Below are 12,924 nucleotides of genomic sequence, written 5' to 3' on the forward strand. Positions count from 1 at the left end.
AGATTATTGTGTGGTAACTTTAATTTTATCAAAAGGTGTCCTTTTTGTGTGCATAAAAAGAGTGGTATTCACCTGTTTAGGTAAGTACCACTCTTTTTTTATTTACTGGGGTTTTGTCCCAGCCTCTTTATTTGTGTTTAGTAGATAAAACTATATGGATTTAGTTAATGGTATTCGTATGCCCGAAATAATAGATGTGTCGAATATTTTTTAGTAAAAGCATGCTTATGTTAGATGGAAGTATCTCCAAATGTGGAATGGTATATTTCTAATCCTAGAATCTAAGATAAATTAAAAATGCATCTATCTGATACCGCCCCCGAAGGTTAGAGTGAAAATAGCTAACTTTCGGGGGCTTTTTTTTCTAAACACAGTGAAGAAGTTTATCAACCAAAATAAATTTAAGAAATAATTAATAAATGTTTAATGTTTTAATAAGGTATTACGTTTATCGTAATAGTAGTAAAGATTAAACAAGGAAGGAAGTAGATAAAATGTCGAACAATAGCGCGTATAAAACCTTGAATTGGGGTTTTATTGCAGTACTATCCATTTTTGCACTTATAAGACCACTTATGAGTATTTTAGGAATATCAGATGCCATTGGAAAACCAGTCGTAAGCATCACTGCAACTATAATCATTTCAATTGTTTGGATAATAGCAGTTTATATAAAACAGGATTCCCAACCTATATTAACATTAGTTTTTGTAGGGATTGGTTACGGTATATTGGCAATCATTATTAGTGGTATTTTATCACCTATTCTTACAGGTCACTTACAAGGCCCTTTAACTAATCCAATTGCGATTGTCAGTGTCTTGGTTACAAACGCTATATGGGGTTTAATAACAGGCTTAATTGCCGGCGTCTTACTAAAGGTTAATGCAAACTAGAAATTTACTAGAAATCACTTTTGGATTTTTGTAGGCGACAAATCCGGGTAGCGATATCCTGATATTATAAAATTACACAAAAGGGTTCACCGCAATAAACTAGTAGATCAATTTCTAATATCATGCGATATAAATGTGGAAAGAACTCGAGAGGGCCTTGAGGAAATGCAAGTCTATAAAAAGTAGAGCATTTTTTAAGTAATTACATCCTATGAAATTAAAGTAGACGTTCATAAACTAACACCAACCAGTCTCGATTAACTTACAAAACGGAAGGTAGTTAAAAATCATAAAGTACTTCTATCAAAGGCTGTCGTAAAACGACAGCTTATTTTATATAATGACTATAACCGGGTTTTAAAATATAGGAGTATATTCTTATGTTTAGGCTAAATTATGCCATGGAACGAATAATAATTGATCAGGTGAGCAGGTGGTTATATTGTTAATCAAGAAAAGATTAATCTTATCTAATATAGGTATGATTATCATTCCAGTTATTTCCGTCTTTATCTTTGAAATATTGCTTGGCTATTTATTATTTATTGTTTTCAAAGGAAATCCTCACGGTAGAGAACTTGATTTATTTATCGGCCTTCGATTTATTGGTTTGTTAATCATTTTAATTATAACAAATGGACTACTAACTTATTTTGTATCAAAAAGTATTATTAAACCGATAAAAAAGTTATCCAATGCGACAAGGAAAATTAGTGAAGGAGATTTGGATTTTAGTGTTGCATCGGATAAAAAGGACGAACTTGGTGCCCTTTCTAATACATTTGAAAGAATGCGTTTGGATTTGAAAGATGCGAAAGCTAAACAATTACAATATGAAAAAGATCGTAAGGAACTCATTGCCAGTATCTCCCATGATTTGAAAACGCCGTTAACATCAATAAAAGGTTATGTGAAAGGTATTCAGGATGGGGTGGCAAATACTCCAGAAAAAATGGAAAGGTATCTCGAAACTATATATAATAAGGCAAATGATATGGATGGATTAATTGACGAACTTTTTTTATACTCTAAACTAGACCTGGAACGTATTCCATTCAAGTTTGAGGATGTTGATCTTTATTCCTTCTTCAATGACTTTATTGATGAGCTAAAGCTTAATATTGAAAAAGACCAGGGGAGTGCCGCCCTTTTTGCCGAGGGGGGAGAATCCTATATTGTAAAGGCAGATCGCGAGCAAATAAAGCGAGTAGTAACAAATATTATTCAAAATAGCTTTAAATATATGGATAAAGAATGTCAAAAAATTGAAGTCCACTTAAAAGCCGAATTGGATCATGTAGTCGTGAAAATAAAAGATAATGGAAGTGGAATCGCCAAAGAAGATATTCCATTTATTTTTAATAGTTTTTATCGGACAGATTCATCGCGAAACACGGGAACTGGTGGCAGTGGACTTGGATTATCAATAGTAAAGAAAATTATTAGTGAACATGGTGGAACTATTTATGCCGATAGCAGATTAGGTGAAGGTACAAGTATTAATTTCACACTAAAGAAGGTGTTATAATGCAAAGAATCTTGATTATCGAAGACGAATTAAGTATTGCAGAGCTAGAAAGGGACTACCTTGAAGTTAACGGATTCGCCAGTGATATTGCCACAACAGGTGAGGAAGGGCTTAAAAAGGCAGAAACAAATTTTTATAATCTAATTTTATTGGACCTCATGCTCCCGGGTATTGATGGATTTGAACTATGCAAACAACTAAGAAAAACAATGGATATTCCTATATTAATGATTACAGCTAGAAAGGAGGATATAGATAAAATACGGGGTTTTGATCGTGGAGCAGATGATTATATTGTTAAGCCATTTAATCCTAATGAATTGGTTGCAAGGGTTAAAGCCCATTTATCCAGATACGAACGTCTAGTTAATCGTCATATGGAACCAAGCGATATTCACATAAGAGAATTGTCTATTAATCAAAACGCAAGACAGGTTTTTTTAAATGGTGAAGAGAGAACCTTCACCGCAAAGGAATTTGATTTGCTGGTATTTTTGGCGACAAATCCCAATAGAGTGTTTAGTAAGGAGCACTTATTTGAGCGTATATGGGGTTTTGATTCAATGGGGGATTTAACAACTGTGACGGTCCATATTCGGAAGATAAGGGAGAAAATAGAACCAGACCCTGCCAAGCCAAAATTTATTGAAACCGTTTGGGGAGTCGGCTATCGTTTTGTAAAGGTTGATTCGTAAAAAATACATTAAATATATGATTTCTTAACTTCTTATTTGACCAATACAGGTTTGTATTGGCAAAGGTTAAAGTAAGGTGAGTTCAGTAGAGGCTACATGCAGGAATGTCTGGTGAGGTTATTACTACAGTCTGGACCATTGAAGGGAAGAATTAGTAACGCCAGAGCTAACAAGACAATTTTAAAAGTATATCTTTTATATAATCATGCGTGATCAAAAGGAAAAAAGACTGGGATGAGTCCAGTTGAATACTAAACTCACTCCAGTCAATCAGTTATAGATTTAAACTTATGGGACTTACCACCCATAATGTTTTTTTTAAACTAGGACATTCCAAATGTGCCAAGTTTTTGAGAGTTTCCTCCATTGCCACCCATTCCAGATACAAATGGAATCATCTTAGCAATAGTCTGGCCAAAATTTTGGTTGTTTTTCGCCATCGTATAATAAGTTGCTGCTCCAACTCCAACGGATGCAATAATTGGTAACCATATACCTTTCTTTTGCACTCGAAACCAACCCTTTCTATTTGGCATTTTGTTGTCCCCGTACATTTATTAGAATGTCTCAAAAAACCGAAATGATAAGAGGAATCAAATACCAGTTGAGGAAGTGTCAGATGCTGCATTCATTCCAGCAAGTCTCCCTGTAACTAGTGCAGAGGAGATATTATAACCACCAGTATATCCATGTATGTCTAATATTTCTCCACAAAAAAATAGTCGATCCATCATTTTAGACTGCATGGTGTGAGGAACGATTTCTTTTATGGAAACACCTCCTCCAGTTACAAATGCTTTTTCTAATGGAAGTGATCCATCTACATTGAAAGTAAATTGTTTAAAGTCATGTACAATTGACCTTAAGCCTTCTTTTGATAAATTAGCACCCTTTTGATCATCTTGGACATTATTTTTAGCTAGAATAAAATCCAAAAACCGTTCGGGTACTACTCCTTTCAAGATGTTTTTAACGGTCTTTTTAGGATTTTCTTTAACCCATTTACTGATTTCTTGTATTAATTCTTCTTCATGACTATCTGGTAACACATCTAATAGCATGGTTACCGAATTTCTTCCTTTCATAAGTTCCTTCACAACAAATTGGGAGCACCGTAAAACAGCTGGACCTGATATTCCAAAATGGGTAAAAATCATATCCATCTTATGCGAAATTATTATTTTGTTTTTTACATTTAACACGGAAAGAGAAATATCTCTTAACGATAAACCTTGAAGTATTTTTTGTTTGATAAAAGGCTCTGGTGACGTTAGGGCAACCTCTGTTGGGTAAAGTTCTGTTATAGTATGTCCAGCTTTTTTTGCCCACGCGTATCCATCTCCAGTTGAACCAGTATAAGGTACTGCTTTTCCACCTACTGCTATCACAACTGATCTAGTATCAATTTTTTTACCGTCTTTAAGAATAACTGTATGATTATGTTCCCCGTAATGTACGGCCTCTACTGGTGTATTTAAATATATTTGTACTTGTAGCTCTTCTAATTTATGGATTAATGCATTTACGACTGTTTTTGCTGAATTTGAAACAGGGAACATTCTTCCATGGTCTTCTTCCTTCAGAGCAACACCAAGTCCTTCAAAAAAATCAATAATGTCATAATTATTAAACACTGAAAAAGCACTGTAAAGAAAGCGGCCATTACCAGGTATATGCTTGATAACCTCTTCTTGTGGAAGACGATTAGTCACATTGCAACGTCCGCCTCCTGATATGGCTAATTTCTTACCTAATTTATTTCCTTTTTCTAGTAGTAGTGTTTTTGCACCATGTTCTGCTGCAGCAATAGCTGCCATTAATCCAGATGGTCCTCCACCAATTACTATTACATCATAGTTCAAGCACACTCATTCCCTTCCAAATTATTTTATCATTTCAGCTTGTTCTCCACAATTTCTAGTCAAAAAATAGTGATTATTGTCGAATACTATATTTGTGTTATCTCAAGTTATCCATACCTCTTGTTGTGTGATAAAATAGGCTTAATGTGTATTATTTTATATTGTAGATGCGGGTGAAAAAATGTCGAAATCAACCATGATTAGAGGTGCGTTTTTACTAACAGCGGCCTCTTTCTTATCCAAATTTTTAGGAATGATTTATGTTATTCCTTTTAATGCTATGGTAGGTGAACAAGGTGCGGCCTTGTACAACTATGCCTATGCACCATATGGTATATTAATTTCTGTAGCAACTGTAGGGATTCCTGCTGCTGTATCTAAATTTGTGTCAAAATATAATTCCTTAGAGGACTATTATACTGGCGTGAGGATGTTTAAAACTGGAATGTCCATTATGGCAGTAACAGGTATCCTTACGTTTTTAGCTTTGTTTTTTAGTGCCGAGTTCATAGCAAAGCAAATTATTACAACCGATAAGTTTGATAATACAGTAGAAGATGTAACAATGGTAATTCGGATGATTAGCTTTGCATTAATTATTACCCCTTCGATGAGTATTTTTAGAGGCTTCTTTCAGGGGAATCAATCGATGGGTCCTACCGCTGTATCACAGGTAATTGAGCAGGTTGTTCGCATTGTCTTTTTATTAATTACTACATTTTTAATCATGTATGTTTTTAAGGGAACGATGTCTTTAGCGGTTGGATTTGCAACATTTGCAGCTTTTATTGGGGCAATTGGATCTTATATTGTACTCCTGACATATTGGAAGAAACGAAAACATTTTCTGGATCAAAAAATTGCACAACAAAAATATGTTCATGATGTTCCGAAAAAGGAACTATTACGAGAGCTATTTATGTATGCAGGACCATTTGTAATCGTTGCTATTGCAATACCATTGTTCCAGTTAGTAGATAATTTTACATTCAACAGGGCGATGGATGCAATTGGGCAAGCGGAGATATCTGAAACGGCATTAGCTGTTATTAATGTATTGGGGCATAAGTTAGTAATTATTCCTGTTACACTTGCGACAGGGTTGTCATTAGCTATTATGCCTGCGATCACTAACTCCTTTACAGCTAAAGCGAATTCTCAATTGAATCATCAAATTAATCAATCTATACAAATTATTATTGCATTAGTTGTTCCTGCGTCTATTGGCTTAACCTTGTTATCGAAGGAAGCCTATGGAACTTTATATGGAGGAATTGAAAAATTAGATTTTACAGGATCACTTCTTGGATGGTATGCACCAGTTGGAATAATTTTTGCGTTAATTAGTGTTACAGCGGCTATCCTTCAAGGGATAAATCAACAAAATCATGCTGTAATAAATTTAACTGTCGCTTTATTAATTAAAATTATCTTTAATATGCAATTAATCCATATGTTTGGCGCCAAAGGATCCATCTTTGCAACCGCAATTGCGGGTGGTGTCGCTGTTGCACTTAATTTAATTCGAATTAATCGTGCTATCAATTTTTCATTTAGACAAATTTTTAAGCGAACGATATTAGTTGGAATATTTGTTCTCATTATGAGCTTAGTAGTGGTTAGTATAAAACTAATAATCGGATTTATTTTCTCCTATGAAGATTCACGATGGGGATTAATGCTTGTTTTAATATTGGGAGTTATTTGTGGTGGATATGCTTATTTATGGTTTGCCTACAAGTCCACTTTCTTAGAGCGGATATTTGGAGAACGGGTAAGGAAACTTGGGAAAATATTTCGTTAATGAGGTGTCATGATGAGATTAGATAAACTACTAGCGAATATGGGATTTGGCTCGCGTAAAGATGTTAAACAATTGATAAAAAGTAAACGTGTTCTCGTAAATGATCAAGTGGTAAAGGACAGCGGATTAAACATCAATCCCATTCATGACACCGTACTTCTTGATGGTGAAAAAGTTGAATATAAACCATATATTTACTTAATGATGAATAAACCTCCAGGCGTGATTTCAGCTACGGAGGATAAATTTGACCAAACTGTAATAGATTTATTACCTTCTAAATACAAGCATTATAACCCATTTCCTGTAGGACGCCTAGATAAGGATACCGAGGGTTTACTTCTTTTAACGAATGATGGTCAATTAGCACATCAATTGCTTTCACCAAAAAAGGAGGTAATAAAAACATATTATGCTAAGATTCTGGGGAGGGTAACCAAAGAGGATGTAGCTAAATTTTCGAAAGGTGTACAATTAGAGGATGGTTACCAAACAAAGCCCGCAGTCTTAAACGTCCTTTCGGGAGGAGACATCTCTGAAATTGAGGTAAGCATAACAGAAGGTAAATTCCATCAAGTGAAACGAATGTTTGAGGCTATAGACAAGAAGGTTATGTATTTAAAACGTCTTAGTATGGGGGACTTAGTACTTGATAAAACTTTAGCCTTAGGTGAGTATCGTGAACTGAATGCGGAGGAGCTTTCCTATTGTCAATCAATCAAATAATTGTGAGGGAAGTAAAATGAATACACCCCATTATTTTATTGCAATCCCAGTTGCTGCTAACGTAAAAGAAGAATTTGCTAAATGGCAGGAAGAACTTAAAAAGTCTGTATCTTATAAGCAATGGCCATGGAAAGAAGATTTACATATAACGTTGAAATTTCTAGGAGCAGTTGAAGAGGAAAGGATTATACAACTTCAAGAATTACTTCGAACTATTGCTAAGCAAAACCATTTTTCAATATCAGTTGGTGGAATTGGTACGTTTGGAAGACATAATAGCCCTAGGGTGTTATGGGCTGGTGTGGAAAAAACAGAGCCATTAGAAATCTTATTTAAACAAATTGAAAATGCTGTTACTTCTATTGGTTTTCCAAAAGAAACTAGACCATATACTCCACATATAACATTAGCAAAAAAATGGAATGGGAATGATGTTAGCCCAGAAAAATTACAAGAAATTAAGGAACATTATCAGGAGCTAACCTTCCCGATGAATGTAGATTCCTTCGTGTTATACCAGATCTTCCCGTCTAAGCGACCAAAATATGAAGTGGTAGAATTATATAAGCTATAGCAGGAGGTGTGTAGATGGCACAATTAATCAAGATGCAAAATTATGTATCCCGATATGAGTGGGACATGTATCGCTACCCTAGTCAATTTATTCGTCTTAAACAAGATAATTGGAATAAACTTCATTATCTATGGCGAAATCAGGAGCCTATTGCCACTACTCGAGAAGAAGAGATACCGAAGCAATCCAAGTGGAAGGGATTATTGAGAAAAAAACAGCAGGAGGATTTCCTGCAAACTTCTGATACAACGGAAGTAAGACTTCCTAGTACAGAAGAAGAACTTAAATTGTATTTCTTGGATCAGCTATTTCAATTCCAAGTGAAATGGGCAACCTCTACGGTATCTAATGTATCATTTGTGGACAGCAAGTATCATACTGATCCGACACTTAAGTATTTTTTACAGCGCTTTCCAGACACATATCTTGTCATGTACTACCCTATATTTGAGATTCGTAATGCGCCTATAGAAAGTGAAATTATTATCTTTATTAGTCCAATTGGAATTGAAATAATTTATTTGCTAGAGGAGAAACCGGATACAATTATTATGGCCTCAGATGACCGTAGCTGGGTTTTAGAGCATGGTAATCGACAAACAAAGCGTTTAAGCCCTTTATTCGCTTTAAAGCGTACAGAGAAATTGATTCAGGGAATACTGAGTAAACATGGTGTTACATTTCCGATACAAAAAGTTGTTCTATCAAGAACAAATATCATTAACTTTTTATCAGAACCATATCTTACTAGAATTATAGGTAAGCATGATTATAATGCTTGGTTTAAGGAAAAGCGTTCATTAGCTTCTCCATTGAAAGGGAATCAAATAAAAGCAGCTGAAGCTCTTCTAAAGCATTGTCAATCCATCTATGTAAGACGCCCAGAGTGGGTAGAGGAACAAACCCAGGGTTTTGTATTTGAAAATGGAGAAGAATAGTATGTATGTATTTATTGTAAACCCTGTAGCTGGCAATGGTCGAGGCGAGAAGATCTATCGTCGTCTTAGTAAGACGGATTATTTTAAACGATTGGATTCTAAAGTATATATAACAGCTTTTCAGGGACATGCAGAGAAAATCGCAAGGCAACTCGTTCTCCAAGCACACACAAATATAAAGACAATTATCGTGGTTGGTGGAGATGGGACGATTCATGAGGTAGTAAATGGAATTGGGAATGGTAGAATTCCAATAGGCTATATTCCTGGAGGCTCTGGAAATGATTTTGGACGTGGATGTAAGGTTAGAGGGACGCCAAAGCAAATGTTACGAAGGATTGTTGAGGATTCTGATGTTACTCCTTATTGGATTGGTGATTATTTATTAGAGAATGGCGAAAAGCGTCACTTTGTGAATAGTATTGGATTTGGCTTTGATGCTGAAATTGCAGAACATGCGAATCAATCGGTATATAAAAAATTATTAAATCGATTTCATATCGGTAAGATTACTTATGTTATTGCACTTATTTTAGTTTTATTTAAATTTAAACCGTTTGAAATCGAAATTGAAGTCGATGGAACTAGACAAGTTATTAAGAAATGTTGGATGGTAACCATTGCTAATCATCAATATTATGGTGGTGGTATGAAAATAATTCCAACTGCTAAAATTCAACCACAACGAATGCCGGTTCTTATTATTCAAGATATATCGAAATGGAAGATTCTAGGTTTATTTTTAACGGTTTTTACAGGTAAGCACACCTCTTTTAAAGAAGTAACGGTTTTAGAGGCTGAGAAGGTTAGTATTTCCTCTACTAATTTAATTTTTTATCAGGTAGACGGACAAACAAGTAAATGTAACACATGTACATTATTGAAAAACAGTAGGGAAATTCAAGTTCTAGGGACAAATATCTAGTAAACTATCAAATTATTAACATGTATTTCCAAGGCTAATTTTTAGACAGGTATCTTGAAAATAATGATAGAATTCGTTAATCTATAATCATGTCTGTTTTTAAATAAGATAGATTTAGCTATAGATAAATTAGTTGTTTAAGGAATGGTTGGATGGATTGGATAGGCAAAGTATTAGATAAAGAATGGAATATCATGCCAGCAGGTGGATTAACAGGAGAGGCATTTGTTGCAAGAAAAGGTTCAAAGCAACTTTTTTTAAAGAGAAATTCATCGCCATTTTTAGCAGTTTTATCTGCGGGAGGCTTCGTACCGAAGCTAGTATGGACGAAACGACTGGATAATGGTGATGTTGTCACTGCTCAAAAATGGCTTCCGGGAAGAGAATTAAGACCAGCTGAAATGCAACACAATAGAGTCGCTGATCTTATTCATAAAATCCATCATTCAGCAGAGCTTTTCTCCATGCTGTTACGTTTAGGTAAAAAGCCAAAAACAGCTGAGGATCATTTTCAAACCATTCGCCAACGATTGTTGACCAACCAGCTTGAGGGTTTCTCTATTGAAATTAGAGAAGGAATCGATAATTTATATAAACATTTAGATGTTACTCGTCAACAACGATTAACTGTATGTCATGGCGACATCAACCATCACAATCTATTATTAACAGATACAGATGAATTATTTTTAATTGATTGGGATCAAACCATGATTGCTGATCCAATTGCCGATTATGGTATGATTTTAAACTCATATATACCAAAAGAAAATTGGAATAATTGGTTGAAAAGATATGGGATCACATTAAATAGACAATTTATTATTCGAATGTATTGGTACTTGATTGCTGATTCCTTAGCATTTTTATCCTTTCATTTTGAACGGGATGAAAAAGATAAATTTGAGGAGAGGCTGGAAAAGCTTCAAGATCTGAACATGCAAATGAAATTACTGTAGATTCGATTGCTCGATTGCACTAATCCAATTATTTATATTGTCTTTATTAGAAAGAATATGTTCTTCGTGATTCTGTACACTTTCACCTTGCCTACCGTAATTGTATATTTCAGGTAAGAGTTGTTGAATCTGTTCATTGGTGATGCTATTATTTGCCATTATTGATTTAACTAAGCGTTTTATTTGTTGATATTCTGAAATTTGTGCACAGCATTCTGATTGATGCTCGTCTAACAAATCTGTAAGTAATTCTAGTTGATGATTTACATTTAATGTCATCTTTTTTCACCTCATCGACTAGTATTCGATATTTCACTAAATTTATGTATAAGTATCAAATAGAAAGAGGTGCAGCTCTGTTGCGACAACGAAATAAACCTTGGGCAGATACGTATTTACTAGAACATACTAATTTAGTAATTCCCAACCCAAGTGAGTATAAAAATAAGTGGCAAGAGCTATTTGGTAATTCTAATCCAGTCCACGTAGAAATAGGAACCGGAAAAGGTCAATTTATTACTGGGATGGCTAAGCAGTATCCTGACATTAATTTTATCGGGATTGAATTGGCAAAGAGTGTAATAGTTACTGCAGCACAAAAAGTCACTGAATCAGGTCAGAGTAACATTCGTCTCATAAACGAGAATGCAGAAAACGTAATGGATATATTCGGGAGTAATGAGATTGCTACCATTTATTTAAATTTTTCTGATCCATGGCCGAAAAATCGTCATGAAAAAAGAAGACTTACATTTCATGCCTTCTTAAAACGATATGAGGATGTATTAAATCCATCCGGTGAATTAGTATTTAAAACTGATAATCGAGGTTTATTTGAGTATTCATTAGTTAGCTTCTCCAATTATGGCATGGTTCTAAAAGAAGTAAGTCTTGATTTACATCAATTAAACGATCCTGAAAATATTATGACAGAATATGAGGAAAAATTCTCCGCAAAAGGTCAGCAAATCTATCGTTGTAAAGCAGCATTCAAGAAATAATCGGATTCTTATCATATGTTTTAACTATAAAATGTTTTAGAAGGTGTTCGCTCATTAAAAGCTTCCGAACGCCTTTCTTATTCGTATCATTTGTTAACGTTTTCATTTTGATATACTGTTTGATAAACTCTTAGTAGGAAAGAAAGGGGAGTATATAATGGAATCATTACAAATAGGACGGGGAAGGATTACCTGGCTAAATGGTGGGGTGAATTTCCTAGATGGGGGAGCCATGTTTGGGGTTGTACCAAAGCCGTTATGGGGAAAAAAATATCCTTGCAATGATAAAAACCAAATTGAATTAAGAACAGATCCTTTGTTATTCCAAATCGATGGAAAAAATTTGCTAATCGATACAGGAATCGGCAATCACAAACTAACAGAAAAGCAGCTGCGAAATTTTGGTGTGTTAGAGGAATCGTCTGTGGAGTCATCCCTTAGCGAATTAGATTTATCAGCAGATGATATAGATATCGTATTAATGACACATCTCCATTTTGATCATGCCTGTGGGCTTACGAGTAGGACAGATGAAGGCGGCTATGCATCGGTATTTAGAAACGCAGATATATTCACGACGGATATAGAATGGGCAGAAATGCGCAATCCAAATATTAGGTCTATTAATACGTATTGGGAAGAAAATTGGAAACCAGTTGAACATCAAGTAAAGACCTTTCAGCAAGAGATTGAACTATTACCAGGCTTAAGAATGATTCATTCTGGAGGACATAGTGACGGCCATGCTATTATCATTTTTGAGGATAGTGGTGAGATGTTCATACATATGGCAGATTTAATGGCTACAAATGCACATCAAAATAAATTATGGGCAATGGCCTATGATGATTATCCGGTTACTTCCGTACATCAAAAAGAAAAATGGATGGACTTCGGCTATCAAAGAAATGCATGGTTTACATTTTATCATGATGCTTATTTTCGTGCGATAAAATTTAATAAATTTGGTGAGCAAGAAGATGTTGTTAGAAGAGAAAGATATGAATATTAAAATG

Annotated in this window: 14 protein-coding genes; 11 read left to right on the forward strand and 3 right to left on the reverse strand. The window is 34.7% G+C overall.

Annotation, left to right across the window (positions count from 1 at the left end):
* Nucleotides 1-494 precede the first annotated feature (494 nt).
* The 3 genes from KI338_RS17205 to KI338_RS17215 all read left to right on the forward strand — a co-directional run bounded on the left by KI338_RS17205 (nucleotide 495) and on the right by KI338_RS17215 (nucleotide 3,119).
* Nucleotides 495-896 carry a hypothetical protein gene (locus tag KI338_RS17205; RefSeq protein WP_212922265.1) on the forward strand — a complete coding sequence of 134 codons (402 nt, stop codon included), beginning with the start codon at nucleotides 495-497 and terminating at the stop codon, nucleotides 894-896.
* A gap of 433 nt (nucleotides 897-1,329) precedes the next feature.
* Entirely contained in the window at nucleotides 1,330-2,424 is a 1,095-nt protein-coding gene (locus KI338_RS17210; RefSeq protein WP_244853731.1) for a sensor histidine kinase, read from the forward strand.
* Nucleotides 2,424-3,119 carry a response regulator transcription factor gene (locus tag KI338_RS17215; RefSeq protein ID WP_212922267.1) on the forward strand — a complete coding sequence of 232 codons (696 nt, stop codon included), beginning with the start codon at nucleotides 2,424-2,426 and terminating at the stop codon, nucleotides 3,117-3,119. The genes KI338_RS17210 and KI338_RS17215 overlap by 1 nt, the downstream gene beginning before the upstream one ends.
* Before the next feature lie 323 nt (nucleotides 3,120-3,442).
* Here KI338_RS17215 and KI338_RS17220 read toward each other — a convergent pair whose 3' ends face one another.
* Together KI338_RS17220 and KI338_RS17225 are read right to left on the reverse strand one after the other, a co-directional pair.
* Nucleotides 3,443-3,655: a hypothetical protein gene (locus KI338_RS17220; protein ID WP_244853733.1), complete on the reverse strand. Its 213-nt coding sequence runs from the start codon at nucleotides 3,653-3,655 to the stop codon at nucleotides 3,443-3,445.
* A gap of 57 nt (nucleotides 3,656-3,712) precedes the next feature.
* Nucleotides 3,713-4,981 (reverse strand): BaiN/RdsA family NAD(P)/FAD-dependent oxidoreductase, encoded by a 1,269-nt coding sequence (locus KI338_RS17225; protein ID WP_212922268.1) that lies wholly within the window; start codon nucleotides 4,979-4,981, stop codon nucleotides 3,713-3,715.
* A gap of 181 nt (nucleotides 4,982-5,162) precedes the next feature.
* Between KI338_RS17225 and KI338_RS17230 the strand changes: the two genes are divergently transcribed.
* The 6 genes from KI338_RS17230 (at nucleotide 5,163) to KI338_RS17255 (ending at nucleotide 10,907) form a co-directional block, all read left to right on the forward strand.
* On the forward strand, nucleotides 5,163-6,785 hold the full coding sequence (locus tag KI338_RS17230; RefSeq protein ID WP_212922269.1) for a putative polysaccharide biosynthesis protein: 1,623 nt from the start codon (nucleotides 5,163-5,165) through the stop codon (nucleotides 6,783-6,785).
* A gap of 12 nt (nucleotides 6,786-6,797) precedes the next feature.
* On the forward strand, nucleotides 6,798-7,511 hold the full coding sequence (locus KI338_RS17235) for a pseudouridine synthase (RefSeq protein WP_212922309.1): 714 nt from the start codon (nucleotides 6,798-6,800) through the stop codon (nucleotides 7,509-7,511).
* A gap of 16 nt (nucleotides 7,512-7,527) precedes the next feature.
* The gene (gene thpR / locus KI338_RS17240) at nucleotides 7,528-8,085 is read left to right on the forward strand and encodes an RNA 2',3'-cyclic phosphodiesterase (RefSeq protein ID WP_212922270.1); all 558 of its coding nucleotides are present in this window, start codon (nucleotides 7,528-7,530) and stop codon (nucleotides 8,083-8,085) included.
* A gap of 14 nt (nucleotides 8,086-8,099) precedes the next feature.
* Nucleotides 8,100-9,023 carry an NERD domain-containing protein gene (locus tag KI338_RS17245; RefSeq protein ID WP_212922271.1) on the forward strand — a complete coding sequence of 308 codons (924 nt, stop codon included), beginning with the start codon at nucleotides 8,100-8,102 and terminating at the stop codon, nucleotides 9,021-9,023.
* A gap of 1 nt (nucleotide 9,024) precedes the next feature.
* Nucleotides 9,025-9,948, forward strand: a complete 924-nt coding sequence (locus KI338_RS17250) for a diacylglycerol/lipid kinase family protein (protein ID WP_212922272.1) — start codon at nucleotides 9,025-9,027, stop codon at nucleotides 9,946-9,948.
* A 152-nt stretch (nucleotides 9,949-10,100) separates the two neighbouring features.
* The gene (locus tag KI338_RS17255; RefSeq protein WP_212922273.1) at nucleotides 10,101-10,907 is read left to right on the forward strand and encodes a phosphotransferase family protein; all 807 of its coding nucleotides are present in this window, start codon (nucleotides 10,101-10,103) and stop codon (nucleotides 10,905-10,907) included.
* Here the strand turns inward: KI338_RS17255 and KI338_RS17260 are convergent.
* Complete coding sequence (locus KI338_RS17260) at nucleotides 10,899-11,186, reverse strand: YtzH-like family protein (protein ID WP_212922274.1); 288 nt, start codon at nucleotides 11,184-11,186, stop codon at nucleotides 10,899-10,901. The two genes, KI338_RS17255 and KI338_RS17260, sit on opposite strands and share 9 nt — an antisense overlap.
* 80 nt (nucleotides 11,187-11,266) lie before the next feature.
* On the opposite strand from KI338_RS17260, the gene trmB reads away from it, so the two are divergent.
* Nucleotides 11,267-11,908 carry a tRNA (guanosine(46)-N7)-methyltransferase TrmB gene (gene trmB / locus KI338_RS17265; protein ID WP_212922275.1) on the forward strand — a complete coding sequence of 214 codons (642 nt, stop codon included), beginning with the start codon at nucleotides 11,267-11,269 and terminating at the stop codon, nucleotides 11,906-11,908.
* A gap of 157 nt (nucleotides 11,909-12,065) precedes the next feature.
* Nucleotides 12,066-12,920, forward strand: a complete 855-nt coding sequence (locus KI338_RS17270) for a YtnP family quorum-quenching lactonase (protein WP_212922276.1) — start codon at nucleotides 12,066-12,068, stop codon at nucleotides 12,918-12,920.
* Nucleotides 12,921-12,924: the final 4 nt, after the last annotated feature.

The sequence above is a fragment of the Ornithinibacillus bavariensis genome, from assembly GCF_018333235.1.
Classification (GTDB): Bacteria; Bacillota; Bacilli; order Bacillales; family Amphibacillaceae; genus Ornithinibacillus; species Ornithinibacillus bavariensis.

What these genes read in the sequence shown, in the direction of transcription:
- KI338_RS17205 (WP_212922265.1), top strand. Translation starts at nt 495, where the DNA reads ATGTCGAACAATAGCGCGTATAAAACCTTGAATTGGGGTTTTATTGCA.
- KI338_RS17215 (WP_212922267.1), top strand. Translation starts at nt 2,424, where the DNA reads ATGCAAAGAATCTTGATTATCGAAGACGAATTAAGTATTGCAGAGCTA.
- KI338_RS17220 (WP_244853733.1), bottom strand. Translation starts at nt 3,655, where the DNA reads ATGCCAAATAGAAAGGGTTGGTTTCGAGTGCAAAAGAAAGGTATATGG.
- KI338_RS17230 (WP_212922269.1), top strand. Translation starts at nt 5,163, where the DNA reads ATGTCGAAATCAACCATGATTAGAGGTGCGTTTTTACTAACAGCGGCC.
- KI338_RS17235 (WP_212922309.1), top strand. Translation starts at nt 6,798, where the DNA reads ATGAGATTAGATAAACTACTAGCGAATATGGGATTTGGCTCGCGTAAA.
- thpR (WP_212922270.1), top strand. Translation starts at nt 7,528, where the DNA reads ATGAATACACCCCATTATTTTATTGCAATCCCAGTTGCTGCTAACGTA.
- KI338_RS17245 (WP_212922271.1), top strand. Translation starts at nt 8,100, where the DNA reads ATGGCACAATTAATCAAGATGCAAAATTATGTATCCCGATATGAGTGG.
- KI338_RS17250 (WP_212922272.1), top strand. Translation starts at nt 9,025, where the DNA reads ATGTATGTATTTATTGTAAACCCTGTAGCTGGCAATGGTCGAGGCGAG.
- KI338_RS17255 (WP_212922273.1), top strand. Translation starts at nt 10,101, where the DNA reads ATGGATTGGATAGGCAAAGTATTAGATAAAGAATGGAATATCATGCCA.
- KI338_RS17260 (WP_212922274.1), bottom strand. Translation starts at nt 11,186, where the DNA reads ATGACATTAAATGTAAATCATCAACTAGAATTACTTACAGATTTGTTA.
- KI338_RS17270 (WP_212922276.1), top strand. Translation starts at nt 12,066, where the DNA reads ATGGAATCATTACAAATAGGACGGGGAAGGATTACCTGGCTAAATGGT.